Raw genomic sequence first — 24,834 nt, 5'->3', positions numbered from 1 at the left:
TTTTGGCTTGCCGGTCAACTTACCGTGTGTAGCATCAACACGAAACGGCTTTCGAGAGACGCTTTCGCCGACCGGAAAAGGGGCGCGATCGTTCGAAGAGAAATTGACGACTCGGGAGTGGCACGGCAGACAGACTCAACGCAAAAGCGCCGCCGATGAGCTGCGGGAGGAGTTTGGAATGCTGTTTGGACGTTTGACCCTGGCCATTGCGGCCACCGGCCTGTGCGCGATCGGCGCACCCGTTTCCGCGCAAGGCAGCCTTCCCGACCAGCTCGCCGTCTGCGCTCGCATCGGCAAGAAGGACGCGCGCCTCGAATGCTATGATTCGATTGCTCGGGCCGCGTCGCAGGGCATTTACACTTCCGGCTTCGGTTCGTCGTCGATGCGCACACCGCAGGGCGCTCCGCCGCCACCGCCACCGGGCGCATCGACCTCTGCCGGTTCGAGCTTCGGCGCCGAGCAGATCGATCGCCCGCTCGCTTCGCGCAATGCGGACGACGGCCAGGATGAGCTCGCCATGGCCGTGGTCTCCTCGCGCGACAACGGCCTCGGCATGTGGAGCATCAACCTGCAGGACGGCGCCGTGTGGCGCATGACCGAACGTGTCACCAATTTCCGGCCGCCCGCGCCCAATGAGACGGTGACCATCCGCAAGGCATCGCTCGGCTCCTATCTCATGCAGGTCGGCAAGCAGGCCGCCGTGCGCGTGGTGCGCGTGCGCTGAGCGAGCCGACGGGCCGCCCTGTCACCGGCGGCCCGGCACCCGGACTCACTCGGCGCCGGGCATCTTCCCCTGCATCTGCTCGCGGACCTTCATGCGGCGGGCATAATCGGGATGGTCGGCATAGCTCGCCATCGCGTCGATGACCTCCTTGTCACGCTGCATCTGCCCTTCGGCGAACTCCGGATAAGGCAGAACCCAGAATTTGTCGTTCACGACGGCATCCAGCACCACCCGGCCGAGATCGACCGGATCGAACCCATTCTCGATGACTTTCTTGAGCGCGCCGAAGACGTTTTCGTCGCGGCCATAATAGCCGGTATTGCCATATTTCTCGGGCCGCGCCTCGACCGAGCGGTGAATGTTCGTGTTCACGCCGCCCGGGCAGAGCAGGGACACGCCGATATTATATTTGGGCATCTCGACGCGGAGGGACTCGGCGAGGCCGCGCACCGCATATTTGGTCGTGCAGTAGATCGCGGTGGTCGGCAGGGCGACGAAGGCGGACATGGAGGCGGTGATGACGATATGGCCGCCGCCTTGCTTGATCATGCGCGGCATGAAGGTCATCACGCCGTTGATGACGCCATTCACATTGACGTCCATCTGCCAGTCCCAGTCGTCGAACGTCGCGTTCTCGATCGGGCCGAACTGGCTGACGCCGGCCGTGTTGCAGAGCAGATCGACAGGGCCGAAGACCTGCTCGGCCTCATCGGCGGCTGCGGCATAAGCGGCACGGTCGGTGAGATCGAGGCGGATGGGATGCACCGCAACGTTCTTCTTACTGAAATAGGCCATCGCCTCGTCGAGATGATCCTGCCGGATATCGGCGATCACCACCTTCATATTGGCTTCCTCGGCGAAGACCTTCGCCTGGCCGAGCGCGACGCCCGATCCGCCACCAGTGATGAATGCGACCTTGCCTTCCAGATCCTTCACGTCTCGCTCTCCATGCCTGCGCGCAAGCCCTGCGCCTCGCGCTTTTCGTCACGCGCTGATTGGCCGTCAATTTCTGACAGAGTCAACAATGATGGAATCCGCCGGATTGCATTTCTGGAACGATCCCGCACTTTGCCTGCGTTGACTGACGACAAAGTCAACTCTAGACGCAAGCGATCAAACCGGACCGGATCAACAGGAGAGAGCTTTTATGCAGGACGTGAGCGGCAAGACCGCCTTCATCACCGGCGGCGCCAGCGGCATGGGTTGGGGCATGGCCAAGGCTTTCGGTGAAGCCGGCATGAAGGTCGTGATCGCCGATATCCGTCAGGACGCGCTCGACCAGGCGATGGAAGGCTTCTCCAAGACCAATCTCGCCGTCCACCCGGTCCTGCTCGACGTCACCGACCGCGACGGCTGGGTGAAGGCGGCCGACGAGGCCGAGGCGCAGTTCGGCAACATCCATGTGCTCGCGCTCAATGCCGGCGTCGGCGGCGGCGGCATGGTGCAGGACATGACCTACAAGGACTGGGACTTCGGTCTCGGCGTCAACATCGGCGGCGTCGTCAACGGCCTCGTCACGATGCTGCCGCGCATGCTCAGGCATGGCGAAGAAGGCCATATCGTTACCACGTCCTCCACCGGCGGCTTCTCGGCCGTGGGCGGCGTCTCGGTCTATTGTGCGGCCAAGTTCGCGGTGGCCGGCATGATGGAAGTGGTCGCGACCGACCTCAAGGACACGCCGATCGGCGCCTCGGTCTTCTTCCCCGGCCCGGTGCAGACCAATCTCGGCCAGACCACCAACGCGACGCGCCCGAACCATCTCAAGAACGAGGTGCCCGCGCCGCTGCCCGTGGCCAAGGACGGCGAGCCGCCGCGCCGCCCGCCGCCGGGCTTCGATGCCTCGCTGTTCATGAGCGCCGAGGAAGTCGGTCTGCGCGTGCTGCGCGGCATCCGCCGCAAGGACCTCTTCATCATGACGCACCCGGAATTCCGCGACGGCATCATTGCGCGCAACGAGGCGCTGCTGCGCGCCATCCCGGTCGAGGAGCCGAACGAGGCCCGCGCGGCGCTGGTCAAGCAGTTCGGGACGCTGATCTACAACCCGATCTACGACACGCAGAAGCCGCTGACCGAGAAGCTTTGACCCATATTGGCCCCTCCTCTTCAGAGGAGGGGTTGGGGTGGTGCTGGACCGCGCGACGAAGAGCGACGCGGCTGGGCTATTCCCCACCCCTTCCCCCTCCCCTAAAGGGGAGGGGCTTATAATTTTACGGAGAGACACATGGCCAAAGTCGTTCGCGTCCGCGAGTTGGGCGGACCGGAAGTGTTGCGGTTCGACGAAATCGAGATCGGCGCGCCGGGGCCAAACGAAGTCCGCATCAAGGTCGAGGCAGTCGGCCTCAATCGCTCCGAGGCCATGTTCCGCGCCGGGCGCTACCCGACCAAGCCAGCCCTCCCCACGCTGATCGGCTACGAGGCCTGTGGCATCGTCGAGGCGCTGGGCGAAGGCGTCACCGGCTTCGAGATCGGCCAGCGCGTCAGCGCGCTTCCCATGTATCCGCTTGGCCAATATGGCGTCTGGGCGACGCAGGCGATCGTGCCAACGCGCTGCCTGCTGCCCGCGCCCGAGGGCCTCAGCGCCGCCGAGGCCGCCGCGGTCTGGATGCAGTATATGACTGCCTTCGCGATCATCGAGGTCGGCGAGGCGGGCATCGGCGATTTCGTCATCATCCCCGCTGCCTCCAGCAGCGTCGGCCTCGCCGCGATCCAGCTCGCCAATTGGGCGGGCGCCGTCTCGATCGCCGCGACGCGGACCAGCGAGAAGGCCGAGCAATTGAAAGCGCTCGGCGCGCAGCATGTCGTCGCAACGCAGGAAGTCGATCTCGTCGAGGAAGTCATGCGCATCAGCGACGGCAAGGGCGCGCGCATCGTCTTCGATCCGGTGCAGGGCCCCTATGTGCAGACCTTGACCAGCGCCATGGCCGAGCGCGGCATCCTCTTCATCTATGGCGGCCTATCCGAGCAGCCGACGCCCTATCCGCACTGGAACATGGCTTTCAAAGGCCTCTCCATGCGCGGGTGGGTCGCCTCGGAAATCTGGAACCATCCGGCGCGCTACAAGGCGGCGCAGGAGAAGATCCTGCTCGGCCTCAAGCTTGGGCATCTCAAGCCCGTGATCGCGAGAACCTTCCCGTTCGAGGAGATCGTCGAGGCCAATCGTTTCCTCGAATCCAACCAGCAGATCGGCAAGGTCGTCGTCACCATGTGAAGCTTCCCAAGGGCGGACGATGGAGATAAGCCTGACTGACATGTCGGCAGGCAATGAGTCTCCGTCCGACACGGGAGCAGGAGCAATCATGGCCGATCAGGACCCCCTTGCCTTCACGCCGGTCCGCGTCAGCGCGCGCGACATTCCGCCGCCGCAGACGATCAGCGTGGCGGCACAGAAGGCATTGTCCGACGGCACGCAGATGCCGCGCATGAACTGGCCGCCAGCCAGCGACAAGGCGGCCTGGCGCGCGCAGATCGAAGCGGGCACGGGCATGCGCGAGCAGATGGCGGGACCGATCCTGGCGGCCGCCCAATGCAGCCACGAAAAGATGCAGATTGCCGGCGTCACTTGCTATGACTGCGTGCCCGCGGGCTCGGAAGGCGGGCCGGTCTATCTCTATACCCATGGCGGCGCGTTCGTCTTCGGCGGCGGTGTGCTGGCCGAGGCGATGGGCGTCCGCACCGCCGATTCGCTGGGCATCCGCACGGTCTCGGTCGACTATCGCATGCCGCCGGATTATCCCTATCCCGCCGCGCCGGATGATTGCCTCGCGGTCTACAAGGCGCTGATCGAGACGATCGACCCGAGCCGCATCATCATCGGCGGCGCCTCGGCGGGCGGCAATCTCGCGGCTGCCACGACGCTGATGATCCGCGACCAGGGCTTACCGATGCCGGCCGCGACGATCCTGCTGACTCCCGAGGTCGACCTCACTGAAGCGGGCGACAGCTTCCGCACCAATGAGGATCTCGACGTCATCCTCAAGCGCGGCCTGCCCGAGTGCAACGAACTCTACGCGGACGGCCACGACCTGACCGATCCCTATCTCTCGCCTTTGTTCGCGGACTTCTCGAAGGGCTTCCCGCCGACGATCGTGCAGACCGGCACGCGCGATCTCTTCCTGTCCAACTCGGTGCTTATCCACCGCAAGCTGCGCAATGCCGGCATCGACGCCGAGCTGCATGTCTGGGAAGCCATGCCGCATGGCGGGTTCAGCCGCATGCCGGTGCCCGAGAGCGCGGATGTCGACGCGGAGCTGCGCCGCTTCATCGCGCGCATCTTCGGATGAGCGACAGCCGGGCGATCGAGGCCGCCAACAAGCAGGTCGTGCTCGCCATGTGGCACGAGGTGCTGAACGGCCGGAACTATGCGGCAGCCTCAAAATATATCGCGCAGGACTATATCCAGCATAGCCCCAGCGCCGGTCAGGGGCTGGAGGCGCTGATCGAATTCCTCAAATGGGAGTTGGGCGAGGATGGACCGCTGGAGCCGGGTACGTATGAGCTGACCCCGTTCCGCCATGTCCTGGCCGAGGGCGATCTCGTCCAGCTCATGTTCCAGCGTCACATTCCCGATCCGAAGGACCCGACGCGAACGATCCCGGTCTGGTGGTACGACACATACCGCCTCAAGGACGGCATGATCGTTGAGCATTGGGACTCGGCACTGGAGTGATTTCGAGGCAGGTGGACTCACCTGCCGGCTCGGAAATCACGAAAAACCAAGACAATCTGGAGTGGTTTCGGTTCAACCAGAACCCGAACGGCTCCAGAGTAGATCAGCCGCCGCGGAACAGCGTCGCCTGCCCCCGATTGCCCTGGCTGATCATCCCGATCGTCGCTTTCGCCGTCAGCACGCCGTTCACGCGCTCGACCGGCATCGGCGTGCTCTTGTCCGCGAGGAACAGGCCGTCCTTGTCGTTGCGCACGCGCTCATAGAAGCGCGGCAGGCCCGGTGCAGTCATGCGCGTGTGCGACTTGTAAGGCTCGACCTCCGCGAACAGCTGATCGAGCAGCGGATCGGGGAAATAGAGCTGCGCGGTCAGCACGTCGCGGCCGTGATAGACCTTCACATGGATGTGATTGGTGCGCGCGCCGACGATGGCGGGCGGCGGCAGGGCGATGACTTCCCAGCCCGGCACAATCGTCTCGAACTCGACATAGCCCTTCTCGTCGGTGATCTGGTGCCCGCGCAGGAACGCCTGACCGGTCGTGTCGACCGTCTGCAGGTCGCCGCCCACATTGGAATAGATGCCTGCCGCGTCGGTCTGCCAGATGTCGACGACGGCCCCGGCCAAAGGAAAGCAACGCGCGGCGATGGGCGAGAGCATGCCGCCGATCGTGATGCCGAGCCGCAGACGCTCGCCCTTGCGCCCTTCGGCGACGGCGCTGCGCAGCGGGGAATTGTCGAAATAATAGGGTCCTTCGACGGCCTGCGAGGTGCGCACGCAGGTGAACTGCGCCGTCCCGTAGCTGCGATAGAGCGCTTCCCATTCCTTCTGCGTGATCGGCTTCTGGCCGCCCAGCACTTCGGCCGCCTCGGACAGGCCGATGCCGCCCAATGTCCCGCCAACGATCGCGCCGGCACCACCGAGAAAGATTCGCCTGTCCATGCTCACGACACTCCCCTCCAGCAGCGCGCCGTTTGCCGGCTGTGCGCTGGGGATCATGATACGCCGCTCGGGCCTGCGTGGCGAGAATAGACTTAGTCAACGAAAAAGGGAGAGCCGCGGCCCTCCCCTTCCTCATGTCCTCGCTGACGGTCGCGCTTATTCGGCGGCGATCGCGTCCTGCTGCGGCGGGCCTTTGACGCCATAGAGATTGGCGGCATTTTCCCAGGCGAGCTTGCGGATCAGCTCAGGCGACGCCTTCCTGGTGAACTCCTCCAGCTTCTTGATGGAGTTCGGCCAGATGCTGTCCGGGTGCGGATAGTCCGTCGCCCAGAGCAGCTTGTCCTCGCCGTAGAACTCGGCCAGCGCCACCGCCGTCGGGCTCTGCTGGAAGGTGCCATAGACCTGACGCTTGAACAGCTCGGACGGCAGCATCTTGAGCGGAATACCGCCGCGCGCGTTCCAGAACTCCTCGCCCTCCCAGAGACGGAAGTGGCGATAGTCCAGTTCCTCGATCACCCAGGGCAGCCAACCGATGCCGGATTCCGCGATCACGATCTTGAGACCGGGGTGACGCTCCAATATGCCCCAGGCGAACAGATCGACGAACGGATCGAGGAACTGCTCGATGAACATCTTCACGTGCAGGAAGGTCGCGCCGGGGCTGCCCTTATACTTGTCGAACGCGCGGCTGACGCTGGCGAACACGGTGACGTGGAACGACAGGATGATGCCGCTCTCCTCAAGCAGATTCCACAGCGGCTCCCACTCGTCGCTCTCCAGGCGCGGCTGCGCCATGGCGATCTGCAGATTGGCCTGCTTGAAACCGCCCAGCGCGATGATGTGCTGCAGCTCCTTGAGCGCCGGGCCCGGATAAGGCGGCAGCAGCGGCACGCCGACCAGGCGATCGGGCGCATTCGCGCAGAATTCCTTGAGCCACTCATTATAGGCGGCGTAGCAGGCGTCGCGCAGTTCCTCGTCGTCGAAATCGAGCGAGGTGACGGGGCCGAACAGCACGTGCGCCCAGACGCCATCGCGGTCCATGTCCTGCAGGCGCAGCTTGGCGACCGCCGGGCGACGCTCGGTCTGGTCGAGAATGCCGCCGCGGTCGAGCGCGGTGTAAACGGGCTTGGGCACATTCGGTGCCGGCTCGTGACCCGACCAGCCGCCGAGATTCTTGCCGTCGCACATCCAGACGGCCTTGCCGTCGATGATCTCGACCTTCGGCCCGCGATCCTTGAGATGCTCGGGAAGCCGCTTCGTCCAGAGATCAGCCGGCAACATGTTCATGTCCAGATGATCATCGCAGCTCATCAAGGGGTGGTCCAAGTTCACGTGCCTGTTCCTCTCATTCGGGCCGGTACGCGGCCTTATCCCGGCCGCATGCACATCATCCAAAACAGGGCGACGGCCGATTCGTCCGCAGCCAAGTCGTTAGTGATCTAACGATATTGCCATCAGCGAAGCGTAGATGCAAGAGGCTTCCTGTCGCCTCGCCGCGCAAACCGGGTGATCGACCGTCTCGATCAAGGAGCCGGAAATCCGGCACGAAGGTTCTGAAGGTTACACCCTACGCGCCTTGTTTTTGCCGGGATTGATCGAGAATGTCGATCAATGGGACGGCGGGAACGAGGGTTCGGGCGTGCCATGACGAACGCGCTGTAGGACAGCGAAATCTTGGCCGAAGCCGTCATCCCAGCGAACGCTGGGGTCTTTTGCGGCAGCGGAGCGCGCTAACGGACGAGACCCCAGTTCGCTGGGGTGACGCCGATGGGACTTGCGGCGACTTCAGGCGTCGGGGCATGTCTTCCCCCACCCCCGATCAAGCAGCGGTCTTCGCGTCCGAGGTGATCGCGGAGGGTAGCGGGCCGGCGGCGCGCTCCTCGCCATATTCGTTCACATTGGCGCGGCGCAGATCGCGCTTGTAGCGCTCATAATCGAACTCGGTGCCGCGATGCAGCGCGTAGCGATTGTCCCAGATGACCATATCGCCCAGCTGCCACTTATGTGAGTAGATGAATTTGTCCTGGCTGGCGAAGGCGAGCAGCTCGTCGATGAGCGCACGGCCTTCGGCATCCGGCATGCCCTCGATACGGAAGGCGTGGCTGCCCACGAACAGACTCTTGCGCCCGGTCGGGCCGACCCGGACCAGCGGCTGCAGAGCGCCGGGCATCGCCGCCCTGAGGCGCTCGGCCTCTTCGGGGCTGACACCGCCGCGAATGCGGCTCGCGGCGTAGCTATGCTCGGCGACCAGGTTCTCGATGCGATCCTTCATCGCCTGCGGCAGCTCGTCATAGACGTGACGCAGATCGACGAACTGGGTGTCTCCGCGCTCGGGCGGCACGATCACGCCGCGCAGCATCGACCATTTGCTGGGCATGTCATTAAAGCTGCTGTCCGCATGGAACAGCTCATTGCCCTTGGCGAACTTGGCGCGCAGCGACTCCCGATCGACGATCTCGCCATTGATGTCGAGGTTGGAGGCGTCGTACAGCCCATAGGCCATGCGGCGCGGCGCATCAGGCTTGAACAGGCCCGGCAGCTCCAGCGGGCCGAACGCGCGAGCGAAGCGCAGATGCTCCTCGTCGCTGATCACGGGGCCACGGATGCACAATACCAGATGCTCCGCCATCGCCGCCTCGACTGTATCGATGAGCGCCTGGTCCGGCGCGACGGTGAGGTCCGCCCCGATCAGCTCGGCGGCGAAAATGGGGTGAAGCTTCCTGACTTCCATGGCTCGTCTCCTGCGATCGACGTCCCGCCGCCGACTCGATTTGATACGCCCACTATTAATTCAGTTTCGAACGATTTGTAAATCCACTATCGCAGAGCCGGATTTTTCGCGGCTTTGAGGCGGGTGGATGCGGGGTGGTTAGAGCGGCCTCAGCCCTGCTCGGCTGGCTCGAACTGCGGGATCACCCACTCCTCCTGTTCGGCACCGGCGGCCCACTCCTGCATGAACGGGTGCGCCAGAACGGCGTCGCGATAGGCCTGCGCCGATGCCGGCAGCGCGATCGAGTAAGTGACGAAGCGCGTCACGACCGGCGCGAACATGATGTCCGCCGCGCCAAAGGCGCCGAACAGATAGTCTCCGCCCTGACCGAAGCGGCTGCGCGCCCGATCCCAGAGATCGACGATGCGCGCGACATTGGCAGCCACATCGGGCGCGAGCTCCTGGGCCGGGAGGACGTGACGCATGTTCATCGTGCAGGCGTTGCGGAGCGCCTGATAGCCGCTGTGCATCTCGGCCGAGATGGAGCGGGCGAGGGCGAGCGCGGCCTTGTCCTTGGGCCAGAACCGGTCGCCGCCCGAGAGCGCATCGAGATAGTCGATGATGGCGAGGCTGTCCCACACGGCGATGTCACCGTCCCAGAGGGTCGGCACCTTGCCGACCGAGGGGGCGAGATCGGCCTGTGCCTTCCGCTCGGGCCAGGCATCGTCATAGAGCGGGGCGACCACTTCCTCGAACGGCAGGCCGCTCTGCTTCACCGCCAGCCAGCCGCGCAGCGACCAGCTCGAATAGACCTTGTTGCCGATGATGAGCTTGAGCATGGCGCGCCTCCTGCCGGGTGGGATGGAGGGCTGTTAGCTCAACTGTATTTGCGCGTCACCCCAAGTGGACGCCGGCGACTCAGGTCAGCGCGTCGATCACCGCGGCGCGCAGCTCGGGCAGACCCATGCCCTTCTCGCTCGACGTGGCGATGATGTCCGGATGCGCGGCGGGGCGCTTGCGGATCGCGGCGGCGGTCTGCTCGGTGACGGCGGCCAGTTCGGAGGCCTTCACCTTGTCCGTCTTGGTCAGCACGACGCGATAGCTGACGGCGGCCTGATCGAGCATGTCGAACAGGGTCTCATCGACATCCTTGATGCCGTGGCGACTGTCGATCAGCACGTGCGTGCGCTTGAGCACAGGACGGCCACGCAGATAATCGTTGATGAGGAAGCGCCACTGCTTGACCATGTCCTTGGGCGCCTTGGCATAGCCATAGCCCGGCATGTCGACGAGGCGGAAGAGCGGCGGGGTTGTCACGCCGCCCTGCAGCTCAGTCACGCCGACGTCGAAGAAGTTGAGCTCCTGCGTGCGGCCGGGCGTGTTGGATGTGCGCGCGAGGCCGTTGCGATTGGTCAGCGCGTTGATGAGCGACGACTTGCCTACATTCGACCGGCCGGCGAAGGCGATCTCGGGCGCGATCGCATCGGGCAGAAAGTCGAGGCTCGGCGCCGACTTCAGGAACGCGATCGGGCCCGCGAAAATCTTGCGGGCTTCCTCAATGCGGTCGGCCTCTTCGTCTTCCGTCACCTGCCGCGCACCTTATTTCGCCGCCGCGGGCTGGCTCAGCACCGGATGTTGCCGATACAGCCACCATTGCTGCGCGATGGTGAGGATGTTCGACGTACACCAGTAGATGAGCAGGCCAGCCGCGAACGGCGCCATCACGAACATCATCATCCAGGGCATGATCGCGAAGATCTGCTTCTGCATGTCGTCCATCGGCGCGGGGTTCAGCTTGAACTGCAGCCACATGGTGATGCCGAGGATGACGGCGAGGATACCGATGCCAAGGAAGCTCGGCGGCGTGAAGGGCAGCAGGCCGAACAGATTGAGGATGTGTAGCGGATCAGGCGCCGAGAGGTCCTTGATCCACAGGAAGAAAGGCTGGTGGCGCATGTCGACCGCCAGCATCAGCACCTTGTAGAGCGCGAAGAAGATCGGGATCTGCAGGAAGATGGGGAGGCAGCCGGCGAGCGGATTGACCTTCTCGCTGCGATACAGCTCCATGATCTCCTGCTGCTGCTTGACCTTGTCGTCCTTGTAGCGCTCCTGGACCGCCTTCATCTTCGGCTGAAGCGCCCGCATCGCCGCCATGGAGGCGAACTGGCGCTGGGCGATGGGGAACATCAGGCCGCGCACGATGAAGGTGAGGCAGATGATCGCCACGCCGAAATTGCCGATTTGACGGAACAGCCAATCGAGCAGGTAGAAGATCGGCTTCTCGAACCAGCGGAACCATCCCCAGTCGATCGCGCGATCGAACAGGGCGATGCCTTCCTGATCGGTATAGCGCTCGAGCACCGGCGTTTCCTTGGCACCCACAAAGAGTCGGCTGGTGACGGTGACCGACTTGCCGGGCGCGAGGACGTTCGGCGCATAGGTCACATCGGCCTGATAGCGCTTGTTGGCGCCGGCGCGGAACTGCGCCTCGACCGGCAGGTTCTGCGCGGGGATCAGCGAGGCATGCCAGTAGAGATCGGTGAAGCCGAGCCAGCCACCGGTGGTCGAGAAGCGCTTGTCGCCTTCCTCGTCCAGATCGGTGAAGTCGATGTCATAATTCGCCGCGCCGTTGAACACGCCCATGGGTCCGGTGTGGATCGTCCAGGTCGAGGGATCCCTGGACGGGCCGATGCGCGAGAGCAGGCCATAGGGACGGGCGACGATCTGGTTGCGGCCAACATTCTCGAGCGTCTGCGCGACGGTCAGCATATAGTCCTGATCGACCGACAGGCGGATGACGAAGCGCTGACCCGCGCCATTGTCCCAGCGCAGCGTCACGGGCGCGGCGGGCGTCAGGGTCTGGCGGTCGGCGGTCCACTGGCTGTTCGCGTCGGGCAGCTTCAGGCCCTCGCCGGACCAGGAGAAGCTCGCGAAATAGGCGTCCTTCGTACCGCTGGGGCTGAACAGGCGGACCGGCTCGCTATCCTTGGCGAGCGTTTCCTTGTGGGTCGGCAGCACGACATCGTCGATGCGCGCACCTTTCAGGTTGATCGAGCCTTTGAGCTTGGGCGTGTCGATGAGGACGCGCGGGCTCTCGCGCAGCACCAGCGTGCGATCGCGCGTCGCCTGCGGCCCATCGGCGGCAGGAGCGCCGGCAGTCGGCGCGCCGGCCGTTGGCGTGTTCGTCGCCGGGGCGGACGCGGCAGGTCTTGCCGGCGGGTTTGCGGTCGGGAAGAACAGGCTGGAGACATAGGGCCAGCCGAACAGGATCGCGATGCTCAGCACAACCGCGAGGATGATATTGCGCTTGTCGTCCACGTTGATTTGGCTTCCCGTCTCGTCTTGTTCGTCAGATGCTTATGGAACCGGATCGTAGCCGGAGCCGCCCCATGGGTGGCAGCGCAATAGCCGCTTCAACGCCAGCCAGCCACCCCTTATCGCGCCATGTTTCCCGAGCGCCTCGATCGCATATTGCGAACAGCTCGGACTATAGCGGCAGGTCGGCGGCAGGATGCGGCTGGGGCCGATTTGCCAGATGCGGGCAACGAGGATCAGCACGCGGGCGATCATCGGCGCGACGTATTCCGGGGCGTGCTGGTCTCACCGGCCTCGTGCTTTTCCGTCAGGCGGCGCAGCGCCTTGTCCAGTTCTGCGGCAAGCGTCGTATAGTCGCGCTCGATGCCGCCTTCGCGGCCGATCAGCACATGGTCCGCGCCCGCGACGCCCTTGTCCGGCAGAGCGGCGGCGGCGAGCGCGCGAAAACGCCGCTTCATCCGGTTGCGGATGACGGCGTTGCCGATCTTCTTTGTCACGGTGATGCCGAGCCGGATCGCCGAATCGCCGTCACGGCGATCGCGCAGCAGGAGCACGAAACCCGGCATGGGAGCACGCAGGCCGCGATTGGCGGCCAGGAAGTCGGCGCGGCGGGTCATGCGACCCACGCTGCGCCGCATTTCCGGAATCAGGCCGTCAGCTTCTTGCGGCCGCGAGCGCGACGGGCGTTCAGCAGCTTGCGGCCGCCCACCGTCGCCATGCGCGCGCGAAAGCCGTGCCGGCGCTTGCGAACCAGGTTGCTCGGCTGAAAGGTGCGCTTCATCGTTCATTCCTCAAAATCGAATCGGTCTGCAGAATCGACAAAAAGGGCCGCCTGAAAGGGGCGGCCGTTCGTCCGAAGCGGCGCCGATAGGGAAAGCGGGCGGATTTGTCAATGTCGCGGGCCGGTTTATAGCCTCGCAACGGGAAGGGGAAGGCATCGTGGCAAGGACGATCAAATCGGGTGCTGTAATCTTCGCGAAGGACACCGCACGGGTCGCGCGGTTCTACGCCACGCTGGTGCCCATGACGGTGCTGGGCGAGGAGGAGGACGCCGTGCGGCTGGAGAATGACGCAATCCAGCTCGTCATCCATCCGCTGCCGCCCGCTCACGCCAAGCGCGTGCAGATCGCCAACCCGCCGGAACCGCGCATGGACGTGCCGGTGAAACTGGTTTTCGCGGTCGAGAGCATTGCACAGATTCGCGCGCAGGCGGCCGCGCTTGGCGGCACGGTGAAGCCGGTTTCAGCCGAGTTCGTCTGGGCCGGCTTCCGCGCCTGCGACGGGACCGATCCCGAAGGCAATGTCATCCAGTTCCGCGAGCCGGCATAGGGGCGGCGGGAACTGGAGCGAGCGAATTGCGGTGTTTGCCCCTGCATGTCGCGAGGGCAAATTGGCCTTGTCCGCCCGCTCAGGGATCGACCAGGATGATGCGCAGATCGTTGACGTTGGTCTGGGTCGGGCCGGGCACGAACAGGGCGCCGATCTCGCCGAGCGCGCTGCCGGCATCATTGTTGGCCTGGGCCGCCTCGATGTCGATATCGGCCTCTTCCAGTGCGCAGACCGTCTCGCCATCGACATAGGCGCCCGCGACATCGCGATTGCCATCCACCCCGTCCGTATCCGCCGCCAGCGCGGCGAGACCCGCACGGCCGGCGATCGCCTGCCCCAGTGCCAGCGCATATTCCTGATTGGGACCGCCGGTGCCGGAGCCTGTCACCGTAACGGTCAGTTCGCCGCCGGAAATGAGCGCCGCGCGCCGGCCCGCCGTGCGCGCATCAATGGCCGACTGCGCATGCGCGTGCGCGACGCGGCGTGCATCGCCGGTCGCTTCGCGATCGAGCAATACGGGTTCATAGCCCTGGCCGCGCAGATAATCCGCGGCGGCATCAAGTGCGTCGTCCGGCCGCACGATCACCTGGAAGCCGCTGCGTGCAAGGCGTGGGTCGTCCGGCTTGACGGACTCGCTCCAGCCGCCGGGATCGGCAATGCCGTAACGCGCGAGCACGGCCTGCGCGTCGGCGATGGTGCCCTTGTCGCCCACGGTCGGGCCGGAGCCGATATCCTCCGGCACGTCTCCGACCACGTCCGAGACGGCGAGGGTCAGCACGTCCGCCGGGAAAGCGGCGGCGGCAAGGCGGCCGCCCTTGATGCGCGAGAGATGGCGCCGCACCAGATTGATCTCGCCGATCTCCGCCCCGGAGCGCACCAAAGCGCGCGTCACGGCTTGCTTGGCGGGCAGATCGAGCGGGGCCGATGGCGCAGCGAGCAAGGCCGAGGCCCCGCCCGAGAGCAGCACCAGCACAAGATCGCCCTCCTGAGCGCTTTCGGCCAGCTTGAGGCAGCGCGCAGCGGCCTGTAGTCCCGCCGCATCCGGCACGGGATGGCTCGCCTCGACCAGTTCGATGCGCTGGAGGGGGCTGCCATAGCCGGTGCGCGTGACCGCGATGCCGGTCGCCTCCGGCCAATGTGCTTCCACCGCCTGCGCCATCGGCACGGCGCCCTTGCCGGCGGCGATTACGATGACGCGGCCCTTGGGCCGGGGCGGCAGCGCCGCGACGATCGTCTCCGGCCGCTTGCAGGCGGCAACGGCGGCTTCGAACGCGGCTTCCAGCAGAGCGCGGGGGTGCATCGGTCCAGTCATCGGCCGGCCAGGAACGTCGCGACATTCTCGCCGGTAATGCGCGCGACTTCGGTCACGGCCTCATGGCTCAGCCAGGCGCTATGCGGCGTCACGATCACATTGCTGCGCCGGGCGAGGCGCAGGATCGGGCTGCCGGGCGGCGGCGGCTCGACGGGGGCGACGTCGATGCCCGCGCCGCCGATATGGCCCGCCTCCAGCGAGGCTTCCAGCGCATCGAGATCGATCAAGGCGCCGCGCGCGGTGTTGATGATGACGGCACCTTTCTTCATCGACGCGAGCGTTTCGGCATTCAGCATATGCTGGGTCTCTGCGGTGAGCGGGCAATGCAGGCTGACGATGTCGCTCGTGGCCAGCACTTCCTCGAAGGCGAGCCGGCCCTCGCCGGGCGCGGCGCCCTGACGGCCCGCGAACACGACCTCCATGCCGAGTGCCCGCGCACGCTGCGCGACGCCCTGCGCGATCGCGCCGCTGCCGAACAGGCCAAGGCGCTGGCCGACCAGATCGCGCACCGGCGCGGCGAAGACGGTGAAGGACTTGCCGTTCTCCCATGTGCCGTCGATCACGGCCTCGCGGAAGGGAATGAGACCCTTGCTGAGCGCAAAGATCATCATGACGACATGCTCGGCGACGGTCGTGCCGGCATAGCCGACGACATTGCGCACCTCGATGCCCTGCGCCTGCGCCGCGACCTTGTCGACGACGTCGGTGCCGGTGGCAGTGACGGCAATCAGCTTGAGGTCCGGCAGCGCGGCGAGCGTCGCCGCGTCCAGCTTTACCTTGTTGATGATGGCGACCTGCGCGCCGGCGAGCCGCTCGACGACTTGCCCGGCATCGGTGAAATCATGCTCGGCCCAGTCGTGCGGCACGGACGGGCGCGGTATGGCAATGCCGCCCATGGTGATCCTGTCGAGATGCACGATGCGGGGCGTGGCCGCCCCTGCGCTGTTCGCCGACATGTCTGATGGTCCTCCCCGGGGATCGATAGTTCGCTCTGCAATTATCTATCGATGATAGGTAAGTCCAGAGCGGGGTGGGGTGGAGTATCATCGCGAGCAAAGGGCCATTTATTTGCCGTGATTAGACGATACGGAGTCATCCAATCTCTCTGCGTTACGACCAGCGCTCGCGCCCTTCAGCGCTGCGCGCCCTCGCAAATCAGGCGCATCAGCTTGTCGGTCACGACATTAGCCTGATCGAGTTCGTCGTCGGTCAGCGATTTGAGCACGGTCGCGCGGAAGGCATGGGCGACACGCATGATCTCCTCCAGCGCGGCTTCGCCTTCCTCGGTCAGCTCGATGAGCTTGGTGCGCCGGTCGGTCGGGTCCGGGCGGCGGACGACCAGGCCGTCGGCCTCCAGCGTATCGAGCATGCGGGTCAGAGTCGGCCCCTCGATGCCGATCCGCTTGGCGATGGCGATCTGCGCACTCGGCTCGCTGGCGCGGGCGATCGTGGAGAGCGCTTCCATCCGCGCCGTGCCGTAGCCGAGCGGACGGAGCTGCTCGTCCAGCATGGCGCGATACCGCCGGGCGACCAGGATGATGCGGTACGTGAAGCCATATTCGCGGTCGAGCCGGGTCGAGCCATCGAGCTTCGGCTTGGCACTCGTCTCCTGCGCGAGGCTGGCAGTCGTCTCGGTCAATCCCGCTCCTTTCGATCATGTCGCCATGAATGATTTGCGCTGTCATCGGCATGTTCACCGGCCCCGTCAAGCGCTGGCGGCGGGACGGGCGGGATTGCTCCAGAGCGGGACGCGCTGTTTTGATGGTTGACGGCATTCATGTTGCAGCGCACAGAATTGCTTCGCCCTCCTTGGGCCGGGGAGGCCGTCACAATAGTTTCGGGAGTCGCTCATTGCCTAGCCTTCGTCGTGCGCGCCTGATCGGCGCTTCTTTTACCGCCCTTGGACTGTCCGCCCTGCTCCCTGCCGCTGCCACCGCACAGGCGGGCGATGCGGCCAATGGCACGAAGCTCTATGCCCAGTGCAAGATCTGCCACGCTACCGAAGCCGGCAAGAACGGACTCGGTCCCACGCTGCGCGGCGTCGTCGGCCGGAAGGCGGCGACGGTCGCGGGCTTCAACTATTCGCCTGCGATGAAGGCAGCGGCGCTCACCTGGAACGAGGCCACGCTGCAGGCCTATCTCACCGCGCCGATGAAGAAGGTGCCCGGCACCAAGATGGCGTTTGCCGGCGTCGCCAATCCGAAGAATCGGGCCGACATCATCGCCTATCTCAAGACGCTGAAATAGGCGCTGGGGACAAGGACCGTCCGGCCGGCGCTGGCTCGCTGGCCGGCTAACCTGCCTCAATCCTCTTCGACAGGCGCTCCGGGGCCGTTCTTCAGGATCGACTCGATCGCGTTCTTCGCGCCCGCCTTGCTGGAATAACCTTCGGTCCAGAAGATCACTTCGCTGTTATATTTGAACTTCGCGACATATTCCCCGGCCTTGTTCTGCTCGATCACGAACTTGTGTGCCATGGCGGATCTCCTGCGTTGCGACCTGTCCGAGCCTATCGTCCTGGTTTCAGGCGAGCCAGCCTAAACGGCCAACATTGCTATGATTTGACAAGTCTGTCCGGCGCGTAGCGGCCGACATCGATGCCGGCGACGGCGGCGGGCAAAGCCTCGCCGAGTAGCAAGGCCGCACCGATCAGGGCAGCGGCAGGCGCGGTCTGGATGCCGAAGCCGCCTTGCCCCGCGAACCAGAAGAAGCCGGGCGCACGCGGATCGCGGCCATAGATCGGCAGGCGATCCGGCGCGAAGCTGCGCAGGCCCGCCCATTTGTGCTCGACCGCCTCGATCCGCCAGTCGACCACCTGCGTGAAGCGATCGATGGCGAGCGCCACGTCGAGATCCTCCGGCCAGACGTCGCGCGCCTCGTCCGGCGTCTCGTCGTGCGGGGACAGCCAGAGCCGCCCGGCGCCCTCCGCCTTGAAGTAGAAGGTGCCGGCCAGGTCGGCGACCAGCGGATAGTCGGCCGGTGCCTCGGGGCAGCGCAGTTGCACGACCGTGCGCCGATAGGGCGTGACGCCCAGGCCGCCAAACCCGCAGCGCTGCGCGACATCGTCCGCCCAGGCGCCGGCGGCATTCACGATGATACCGCAGGAGACGGGACCATCGCTGGTCTCGACGTGCCAACGCTCCCCTTCGCGCCGCGCCGCCTCGAGCCGCGTCGCAAGCCGAATCTCCGCTCCGCCCCGCCGCGCCATGCGCCGATAGGCCGCGAGCAGGCCGCCGACATCGATGTCCGACATGGACGGCTCGGCGACACCGATCGTCCACTCCGGCCGCAAGCGCGGCAACGCTGCAACGATATCCTCCCGCGTCACCGGCGTGAGCGCGACGCCGCTCGCGGAAAAGTCGGCGATCAGCGCATCGAGCAGCGCCCCGTCCTGTGCGCGGCCGATATGGATCGCGCCGCGCGGCCGCATGAAGGGTTCATCGGAGAAAGCCGGATCAGGCGAAGCGAGCAGCGGCCCGCTGGCGCTGGTGAGCGGCTGCACGCCCGGCCCGCCGTAACTTTCCTCCCAGAAGGCGACCGAGCGGCCGGATGCATGATAGCCCGCATGCTCCTCCTGCTCGATCAGCAGGACGGACGCGCGCCCGGCAAGACCGGCGGCAATGCTGAAGCCCGCCATGCCGCCACCGACAATGAGGATATCGACCGACGTCATGACGTGCGGACAGCGATGGCGGTGACGCCATGTCGGCAGGAACGTTCTGGCTGCATGGCCGGCTGGTTACGATTTGGTAAGGCCTAACGTCTAGCCTTTTCCCCCATGCCTGGGGTGTGGCTACCATCTTTGCTGAGCGCAACACTGGCGCTGCTCCTTCTGTGGGGAGCGGCGACGGATTTGCGCAGCCGCATCATCTCCAACAAGCTCAACATATTCATCGCCTTGCTCGCGCCGCTCTGGTGGTGGGCAAACGGCCTGTCGTTCTATCCCGATATCGTCTGGCAGCTGGTACTCGCGTTCCTGGTGTTCGCGCTGTTCGCCGGCCTGTTCGCGCTCGGCATGATGGGCGGCGGCGACGTCAAGATGCTCGGCGCGCTCGCGCTGTGGCTCCCGCTGCCGCAGATGGCGAATCTCATCATCCTCATGGCGCTGCTCGGCGGGCTCGTAACGGTCGTGACGGTGATCCACCACAGCGCCACCCGGCGAATAGGCAGACCCGAAATCCCCTATGGCGTCGCCATCGCGCTCGCCGGACTGTGGGTTTTGGGAGAACCCTATCTTAACCCTTTGGCTTAATAATCAGGGTGCTCGGGGCAAGCGCCCCGCCCTGCGGAGACGATAGTCGACATGGAACCTAAGAAGATCGCGCTTCTGGCCGGCGCCCTGATCATCGCCGTTACGGCGGCATTTCTGGCCCGATCCATGTTCACAGATGGCGGCGCGCCCTCGGCGGACGCGGCTGCCATGCCGAATCCGGCCGAGATGCCGCATGTGCTGGTTGCGACCAAGTCGCTGCCGGTCGGCACCATCGTCGGGCCGGACGCCTATCGTTTCCAGCCCTGGCCAAAGGAGCTGGTCGAGGAAGCCTATTACATCCAGGGCAAGTCGGATGACGCCAAGCTTGTCGGTTCGGTGGTGCGCACGGCCATCTCGGCGGGCCAGCCGATGACCATGGGCTCGCTCATCCAGCCGGGCGACCGTGGCTTCCTGGCCGCCGCGCTCGCGCCCGGCATGCGCGCGGTGACCGTTCCCGTTTCCGTGCAGAGCAGCGTCGCGGGTTTCATCTTCCCGGGCGACCGCGTCGACCTGATGCTCACGCAGAGCGTCGCGGGCGGCGGTGACGGCGCCCCGCTCAAGGTTTCCGAGACGATCCTGCGCAACCTGCGCGTGCTCGCCACCGACCAGCGCACCAACGCGCTGGGGGAGGACGGCAAGCCAGTGGTCCAGACCTATTCCAACGTCACCGTCGAAGTGACGCCGCGCATGGCCGAGAAGGTGAGCGTCGCCCAGACGATCGGCGCGATCTCGCTGTCGCTGCGCTCGATCGCCGACAGCAACCAGGAACTCGAGGAAGCACTCGCCTCCGGCGATATCGACGCGCCCAAGGCCGGCGATCCCAATGGCGAGAAAACGATGATGGCGGCCCTCTCAAACCGCCCGTCCGACGGCCGTTCGTCCGTTTCCACCGGTGCCGACGTTTCGCGCTTCCAGCGCAGCAGCGTGCCGGCCAAGCCGGTCGATCCCAATGCGCCGATGGCCGCGAATCAAGGCCCGGTCGTGCGCGTCGCGCGCGGCTCGGCCGTCACCCCCATCCCGCTTGGGAGCAAGTAAGATGAGCTACGCCAAGAAGCCCTCCCCGGCACGCATCGCGACCGGCGCCATTGCCGCCGGGCTGGCGATCGCCGGCAGTGCGGCCCTGACCACGCATCATGCGCGTGCCGCCGCCCAGCAGGAAAACGGTGCGCTGCTCCTCGCGGTCGGCGAAAGCCGTGTCATCAACCTGCCCGAGAACATGACCGATGTCGTGATCGCCAATCCGGCGGTGCTGGATGTCCATGTCCGCACGCAGCGGCAGATCTATCTCATTGCCAAGGGCCCTGGCGAGACGAACGTGTTCGTCACCTCCAGCGGCGGCAAGATGCTCTATGCCAATGCCGTCCGCGTCGGCAACAACATCACCAGCATCGACCAGATGCTGCACCTCGCCATGCCGGACGCCAATGTCCAGGTCAGCACGATGAACGGCATGATCCTACTCACCGGCACGGTCGCCGCGCCGGAGGACGCCGCCGAGGTCGAGCGCCTCGTCCAGGCCTTCTCGGGCAAGGAGACCAATGTCGTCAGCCGCCTCAAGACCGCGACGCCGCTGCAGGTGAACCTGCAGGTGCGCATCGCCGAGGTGAACAAGAGCTTGTCGAAGAATATCGGCATGAACCTCGTGACGTCAGACGCCACCAGCGGCTTCAAATTCGGCCTTGGTCAGGGGCGCACGGTCATCAACACCCAGTGGGTGCCTAATGGCCCGCTGCTCGGCGTCGGCAATGGCATCGTGCCCAGCGGCAGCGCCTCCGCCATTGGCGCCCTTGCCTCGGGCACGACGCTGGGCATGGAAGGTCGGCTCTTCGGTCTCGACATTCTCGGCGCGCTTGACCTTGCCGAAACGCAGGGCCTGTCCGTGACCCTCGCCAATCCGAACCTGACCGCCCTTTCCGGCGAGACCGCGAGCTTCCTCGCGGGCGGTGAGATTCCGATCCCGCTGTCCACCTCGCTTGGCCAGGTTTCGGTCGAATATAAGCAATATGGCGTCAGCCTCGCCTTCACGCCGACGGTGCTTGCCGACGGCCGCATCTCGATGCGCGTCCGTCCCGAAGTGTCCCAGCTCGACGAGAGCTCGGCCGTGCGCCTGAACAACTTCACGATCCCCGGCGTTTCGACGCGCCGCGCCGAAACCACGGTCGAGCTCGGCTCAGGCCAGAGCTTCGTGATCGGCGGCCTGCTCTCGACATCGCGCAACAACACGATCGACAAGGCACCGTTCCTCGGCGACCTGCCGATCCTGGGCAATCTCTTCAAGTCGCGCGGCTGGCGTCGGCAGGAGACCGAACTGGTGATCGTCGTCACGCCGTATCTGGTGAAGCCGGTCAACGCGCGGGACATCGTGCTGCCGACCGACGGCTATCGCAACCCGAACGATGCCCAGCAGCTGCTCGGCAAGATTCACGACGGCAAGACCGGCGGCGACCGGCCCAAGCCGCAAGCTGCCGCGCCGACCACGGTCACGCCCGACAAAATCGGAACGGCCGGCAAGACCTCCAGCGGTGGCGGCAAGTCCGCGGCCCCCGGCTTCAGCTTCTGACGAGGGATGGGACGAACGATGACAAAGACGAGCCTTCTCCGCCCCGCCGTCGCCGCACTGGCACTCGGTCTCTCGCTGGCCGCCACCCCGGCAATCGCGCGCGAAGTCGAGCGCGGTGTCGAACCGGCCCACCAGCCGGTCGTCGCGCGCACAGACTTCGTGTTCGATGTTGCGCCGGACGGATCCGGCGGCCTCGGTGCAACCGAGCGCGGCCGCCTCTCGACCTGGTTCCAGTCGCTCGGCCTGCGCTATGGCGATCATGTAACCGTTGCGGGCGATGATGCGCCGCGCGCGCTCCAGGACGGCGTTTCGGACGTTGTCGGCCGCTATGGCCTGCTCGTCGAGGGTGAAGCCCCGGCAACAGCGGGCGAGGCCCCGACCGGCGGCGTGCGTGTCGTCGTCAGCCGCGCGGTCGCCACCGTGCCGAACTGCCCGAGCTGGCGCGACAAGGCGGAAACCAATCTGACTGGCGGGCTCAGCGACAATTATGGCTGCGCCTCGGCGTCCAATCTGGCGGCGATGATCGCCGATCCGAACGATCTGGTCGATGGCCGCTCGGCCGGCGTCAATCCGGCCAGCACGGTCGGCGGCAAGGCGATCCAGACCTACAAGGAAAAGGCGCCAACGGGCGCCGGCGGTCTCCAGTCCATGGGAGTGAATTGAGATGAACGCACCCTGGAAACCCGCTGGTGGCGGCTCGCGTGACGCATTCCACGCCTATGTCTGCGACGATCACAGCCTGGATCTCATCCGCGCGGTTGTGCAGGAACTGGGCTGGCCGATCGAGAAGGTCTACAAAGGCGGCCTGCGCAATGCGGTCCAGTCGCTTTCCATGTCGGCGAGCCCGAACGTGCTATTCGTCGATCTCTCGGAATCGGGCGATCCGCTCAACGACATCAACAGTCTGGCCGAAGTCTGCGAGCCCGGCACGGTGGTGATCGCCAGTGGCCAGGTCAACGACGTGCGCCTGTATCGCGATCTCGTCGCGAGTGGCATCCAGGACTATCTTCTGAAGCCCATGTCGGCGGACCTGCTGCGGGACGCGCTGGCGAGCGCGCAGGCCGTGTTCCTGGCGCCCAAAACGGAGATTGTGGACGACCGCCCGCATCTGATGGTCTCGGTCATCGGCACGCGCGGCGGCGTCGGCGCCTCGACCGTCGCGACCTCGCTCGCCTATCTCAGCAGCACCAAGGGCAAGCGCCCGACCGCGCTGCTCGATCTCGACGTGCATTTCGGCACCGGCGCGCTTTCCATGGACCTGGAGCCGGGCCGCGGCCTCACCGACGCGGTCGAGAATCCGAGCCGCATCGACGGCCTGTTCATCGAGCGCGCCATGGTACGCGCCAGCGAGACGCTCGCCATCCTCTCGGCCGAAGCGCCGATCAGCAATCCGCTGATCACCGACGGCTCGGCTTATTATCAGCTGGAGGAAGAACTGCGCGGCGCATTCGAATGGACGTTCATCGACATGCCGCGCGCGATGCTGGTGCAGCACCCGCATCTCGTCCATGAATCGAACGTCGTGATCGTCGTGACCGAGTTCACGCTCGCGTCGGCGCGCGACACGATCCGCATCCTCTCATGGCTCAAGTCCAACGCGCCGCAGAGCCAGATCCTGGTCGTCGCCAACAAGGCGCAGACCGGTGTGGCGGAAATCGCGCGCAAGGACTTCGAGCATTCGATCGAGCGGCAGATCGACATGGTCCTCCCCTATGACGCCAAGGTCGCCACGCAGGCCGCCAAGCTCGGCAAGACGATCGCCGAAAGCGGCCGCGCGAGCAAACTCGGCCAGGCCTTCCTCGCGCTCAGCAAGCTGATTGCCAGCAGCGGCCCGACTGAAGCGATCGACAAGATCACGGCCAAGAAGGGCGGCGGTTCGCTGATCAGCCGTCTCCTCGAGGTCAAGCTTCCCAAGCCCAAGGGCAAAGTGAAAGCCGAAGCATCGGGCGAGCTGGTCGGCGATTGAGCGACGTAGCGCCCCGAGTACGGCGTGCGGCACGGACTGAGTGTGGATGGATGAGACGATGATCGACCCAAGGCTGCTCCTGCTGATGCTGCTCGCGGCGGCGATGATCGCTCTGCTGTTCTTTGCGCTTGCCGGCCCTTCGCCCCAGCGCGCCGGCGTCCGCCGCATTGCCGCGATCCGGGGGCGCCACTCGAACACCGAACTGAACCAGATCGAAGCGCGCATGCGCAAGGCGATCTCCGCGCGCCAGACCGAGAAGCACCTGTTCCTCACCTCGCTGATCCCCAATCCCGAGCAGCTCTCGAAGCGGCTGGCGATGACCGGCAAGAAGTGGACGCTCAGCCAGTATATGATGAGCTGCGTCGGTATCGCGATCGTGATCTTCGGCCTGATGATGCTGCGCGGCTATTCCTTCCTGCCGGCGCTGCTGGTCTCGATAGCGGCCGGCTTCGGCCTGCCGCACGTCGTCGTCGGCAAGATGATCGCGCGCCGCGTCAACAAGTTCACCACCAATTTCCCGGACGCACTCGACCTGCTCGTGCGCGGCCTTCGCTCGGGTCTGCCGGTGGGCGAGACCATGCTGGTGGTCAGTCAGGAAATTCCCGGGCCTGTGGGCGAGGAATTCAAGATGATCACCGAGCGCATCAAGATCGGCAAGAGCACCGACCAGTCGCTGCAGGAGACCGCCGCGCGCCTCGGCACGCCGGAATTCCAGTTCTTCTGCATCACGCTCGCCATCCAGCGCGAGACCGGCGGCAATCTCGCCGAGACGCTCGCCAATCTGGGCGGCGTACTGCGCCAGCGCGCGCAGATGAAGCTCAAGATCAAGGCGATGTCCTCGGAATCCAAGGCGTCGGCCTATATCATCGGCTCGCTGCCGTTCCTGGTGTTCGGCCTGATCTGCTGGATCAATTACCAGTATATGGAGCCGTTCTTCACGGGCGATCCGGCGGGCCTGTTCGGCCTCGGCCTGATGCAGCTCATCGCGATCGGCGGCATGGGCTGGATGAGCATTGGCGTGTTCATCATGGCCAAGATGATCAACTTCGAGATCTGAGGGAGC

28 protein-coding genes are annotated in these 24,834 nt (G+C 65.4%); 13 read left to right on the top strand and 15 right to left on the bottom strand.

The features are described from left to right. The first annotated feature begins 178 nt into the window (after positions 1-178). Positions 179-724 (top strand): hypothetical protein, encoded by a 546-nt coding sequence (locus KM135_RS15100; RefSeq protein WP_221714855.1) that lies wholly within the window; start codon positions 179-181, stop codon positions 722-724. 45 nt (positions 725-769) lie between these two features. Here the strand turns inward: KM135_RS15100 and KM135_RS15095 are convergent, their stop codons facing one another. Beyond that, a complete protein-coding gene (locus tag KM135_RS15095; protein WP_221714854.1) occupies positions 770-1,660 on the bottom strand; it encodes an SDR family oxidoreductase in 891 nt (296 codons plus the stop codon). A gap of 211 nt (positions 1,661-1,871) precedes the next feature. Between KM135_RS15095 and KM135_RS15090 the strand changes: the two genes are divergently transcribed. From KM135_RS15090 to KM135_RS15075, 4 genes are all read left to right on the top strand, one after another. After that, positions 1,872-2,807, top strand: coding sequence for an SDR family NAD(P)-dependent oxidoreductase (locus tag KM135_RS15090; protein WP_221714853.1), 936 nt, complete (start codon positions 1,872-1,874; stop codon positions 2,805-2,807). 138 nt (positions 2,808-2,945) lie between these two features. Next, a complete protein-coding gene (locus tag KM135_RS15085; RefSeq protein ID WP_221714852.1) occupies positions 2,946-3,932 on the top strand; it encodes a zinc-dependent alcohol dehydrogenase family protein in 987 nt (328 codons plus the stop codon). Positions 3,933-4,020: 88 nt separating this feature from the next. Then, complete coding sequence (locus KM135_RS15080; protein WP_246606161.1) at positions 4,021-5,004, top strand: alpha/beta hydrolase; 984 nt, start codon at positions 4,021-4,023, stop codon at positions 5,002-5,004. Beyond that, entirely contained in the window at positions 5,001-5,390 is a 390-nt protein-coding gene (locus KM135_RS15075) for a nuclear transport factor 2 family protein (RefSeq protein WP_221714851.1), read from the top strand. Before KM135_RS15080 ends, KM135_RS15075 begins: the two co-directional genes overlap by 4 nt. 103 nt (positions 5,391-5,493) lie before the next feature. Here KM135_RS15075 and KM135_RS15070 read toward each other — a convergent pair whose 3' ends face one another. The 9 genes from KM135_RS15070 to rpmH form a co-directional block, all read right to left on the bottom strand. Beyond that, complete coding sequence (locus tag KM135_RS15070; RefSeq protein WP_221714850.1) at positions 5,494-6,327, bottom strand: dioxygenase family protein; 834 nt, start codon at positions 6,325-6,327, stop codon at positions 5,494-5,496. Between the two features lie 156 nt (positions 6,328-6,483). Continuing rightward, the gene (locus tag KM135_RS15065; protein WP_246606196.1) at positions 6,484-7,638 is read right to left on the bottom strand and encodes an amidohydrolase family protein; all 1,155 of its coding nucleotides are present in this window, start codon (positions 7,636-7,638) and stop codon (positions 6,484-6,486) included. 508 nt (positions 7,639-8,146) lie between these two features. Continuing rightward, positions 8,147-9,058 carry a TauD/TfdA dioxygenase family protein gene (locus KM135_RS15060; protein ID WP_221714849.1) on the bottom strand — a complete coding sequence of 304 codons (912 nt, stop codon included), beginning with the start codon at positions 9,056-9,058 and terminating at the stop codon, positions 8,147-8,149. Positions 9,059-9,207: 149 nt separating this feature from the next. Then, positions 9,208-9,876 (bottom strand): glutathione S-transferase family protein, encoded by a 669-nt coding sequence (locus KM135_RS15055; RefSeq protein WP_221714848.1) that lies wholly within the window; start codon positions 9,874-9,876, stop codon positions 9,208-9,210. Positions 9,877-9,955: 79 nt separating this feature from the next. Beyond that, positions 9,956-10,624, bottom strand: coding sequence for a ribosome biogenesis GTP-binding protein YihA/YsxC (gene yihA / locus KM135_RS15050; protein ID WP_221714847.1), 669 nt, complete (start codon positions 10,622-10,624; stop codon positions 9,956-9,958). A 12-nt stretch (positions 10,625-10,636) separates the two neighbouring features. Beyond that, positions 10,637-12,355 carry a membrane protein insertase YidC gene (gene yidC / locus KM135_RS15045; RefSeq protein ID WP_221714846.1) on the bottom strand — a complete coding sequence of 573 codons (1,719 nt, stop codon included), beginning with the start codon at positions 12,353-12,355 and terminating at the stop codon, positions 10,637-10,639. A gap of 39 nt (positions 12,356-12,394) precedes the next feature. Beyond that, positions 12,395-12,607 carry a membrane protein insertion efficiency factor YidD gene (yidD, locus tag KM135_RS15040; protein WP_221714845.1) on the bottom strand — a complete coding sequence of 71 codons (213 nt, stop codon included), beginning with the start codon at positions 12,605-12,607 and terminating at the stop codon, positions 12,395-12,397. Continuing rightward, entirely contained in the window at positions 12,604-12,969 is a 366-nt protein-coding gene (gene rnpA, locus KM135_RS15035) for a ribonuclease P protein component (protein ID WP_221714844.1), read from the bottom strand. Before rnpA ends, yidD begins: the two co-directional genes overlap by 4 nt. 29 nt (positions 12,970-12,998) lie before the next feature. Further along, positions 12,999-13,133, bottom strand: a complete 135-nt coding sequence (gene rpmH / locus KM135_RS15030; RefSeq protein WP_221714843.1) for a 50S ribosomal protein L34 — start codon at positions 13,131-13,133, stop codon at positions 12,999-13,001. A gap of 158 nt (positions 13,134-13,291) precedes the next feature. Between rpmH and KM135_RS20045 the strand changes: the two genes are divergently transcribed. Continuing rightward, entirely contained in the window at positions 13,292-13,681 is a 390-nt protein-coding gene (locus tag KM135_RS20045) for a VOC family protein (RefSeq protein ID WP_221714842.1), read from the top strand. Between the two features lie 79 nt (positions 13,682-13,760). On the opposite strand, the gene KM135_RS15020 is transcribed toward KM135_RS20045, so the two are convergent. The 3 genes from KM135_RS15020 to KM135_RS15010 all read right to left on the bottom strand — a co-directional run bounded on the left by KM135_RS15020 (position 13,761) and on the right by KM135_RS15010 (position 16,632). Then, positions 13,761-14,981 carry a glycerate kinase type-2 family protein gene (locus KM135_RS15020; protein WP_221714841.1) on the bottom strand — a complete coding sequence of 407 codons (1,221 nt, stop codon included), beginning with the start codon at positions 14,979-14,981 and terminating at the stop codon, positions 13,761-13,763. Positions 14,982-14,989: 8 nt separating this feature from the next. Beyond that, positions 14,990-15,949 carry an NAD(P)-dependent oxidoreductase gene (locus tag KM135_RS15015; protein ID WP_221714840.1) on the bottom strand — a complete coding sequence of 320 codons (960 nt, stop codon included), beginning with the start codon at positions 15,947-15,949 and terminating at the stop codon, positions 14,990-14,992. 176 nt (positions 15,950-16,125) lie between these two features. Then, entirely contained in the window at positions 16,126-16,632 is a 507-nt protein-coding gene (locus KM135_RS15010) for a MarR family winged helix-turn-helix transcriptional regulator (RefSeq protein ID WP_221714839.1), read from the bottom strand. A gap of 212 nt (positions 16,633-16,844) precedes the next feature. Here KM135_RS15010 and KM135_RS15005 point away from each other — a divergent pair, with 212 nt between their 5' ends. Beyond that, a complete protein-coding gene (locus KM135_RS15005) occupies positions 16,845-17,240 on the top strand; it encodes a c-type cytochrome (protein ID WP_246606160.1) in 396 nt (131 codons plus the stop codon). 56 nt (positions 17,241-17,296) lie between these two features. On the opposite strand, the gene KM135_RS15000 is transcribed toward KM135_RS15005, so the two are convergent. Continuing rightward, the gene (locus tag KM135_RS15000) at positions 17,297-17,470 is read right to left on the bottom strand and encodes a YegP family protein (protein WP_221714837.1); all 174 of its coding nucleotides are present in this window, start codon (positions 17,468-17,470) and stop codon (positions 17,297-17,299) included. Between the two features lie 77 nt (positions 17,471-17,547). Further along, positions 17,548-18,666: an NAD(P)/FAD-dependent oxidoreductase gene (locus tag KM135_RS14995; RefSeq protein ID WP_221714836.1), complete on the bottom strand. Its 1,119-nt coding sequence runs from the start codon at positions 18,664-18,666 to the stop codon at positions 17,548-17,550. A 105-nt stretch (positions 18,667-18,771) separates the two neighbouring features. Between KM135_RS14995 and KM135_RS14990 the strand changes: the two genes are divergently transcribed. The 6 genes from KM135_RS14990 to KM135_RS14965 all read left to right on the top strand — a co-directional run bounded on the left by KM135_RS14990 (position 18,772) and on the right by KM135_RS14965 (position 24,828). Continuing rightward, positions 18,772-19,245: an A24 family peptidase gene (locus KM135_RS14990; protein ID WP_221714835.1), complete on the top strand. Its 474-nt coding sequence runs from the start codon at positions 18,772-18,774 to the stop codon at positions 19,243-19,245. Between the two features lie 51 nt (positions 19,246-19,296). Beyond that, a complete protein-coding gene (gene cpaB, locus KM135_RS14985; RefSeq protein WP_221714834.1) occupies positions 19,297-20,280 on the top strand; it encodes a Flp pilus assembly protein CpaB in 984 nt (327 codons plus the stop codon). A gap of 1 nt (position 20,281) precedes the next feature. Further along, positions 20,282-21,805 carry a type II and III secretion system protein family protein gene (locus KM135_RS14980; protein WP_221714833.1) on the top strand — a complete coding sequence of 508 codons (1,524 nt, stop codon included), beginning with the start codon at positions 20,282-20,284 and terminating at the stop codon, positions 21,803-21,805. Positions 21,806-21,823: 18 nt separating this feature from the next. After that, a complete protein-coding gene (locus tag KM135_RS14975; protein ID WP_221714832.1) occupies positions 21,824-22,468 on the top strand; it encodes a CpaD family pilus assembly lipoprotein in 645 nt (214 codons plus the stop codon). 1 nt (position 22,469) lies between these two features. Next, on the top strand, positions 22,470-23,771 hold the full coding sequence (locus KM135_RS14970) for a CpaE/TadZ family protein (protein WP_221714831.1): 1,302 nt from the start codon (positions 22,470-22,472) through the stop codon (positions 23,769-23,771). Positions 23,772-23,832: 61 nt separating this feature from the next. Next, positions 23,833-24,828: a type II secretion system F family protein gene (locus KM135_RS14965; RefSeq protein ID WP_425517054.1), complete on the top strand. Its 996-nt coding sequence runs from the start codon at positions 23,833-23,835 to the stop codon at positions 24,826-24,828. Positions 24,829-24,834: the final 6 nt, after the last annotated feature.

It is taken from the genome of Sphingobium xanthum, assembly GCF_019737615.1.
In the GTDB taxonomy this organism is placed as follows: domain Bacteria; phylum Pseudomonadota; class Alphaproteobacteria; order Sphingomonadales; family Sphingomonadaceae; genus Sphingobium; species Sphingobium xanthum.
Note: the sequence above shows the minus strand (reverse complement) of the source record. Positions and strands in the feature narration are given on the sequence as shown.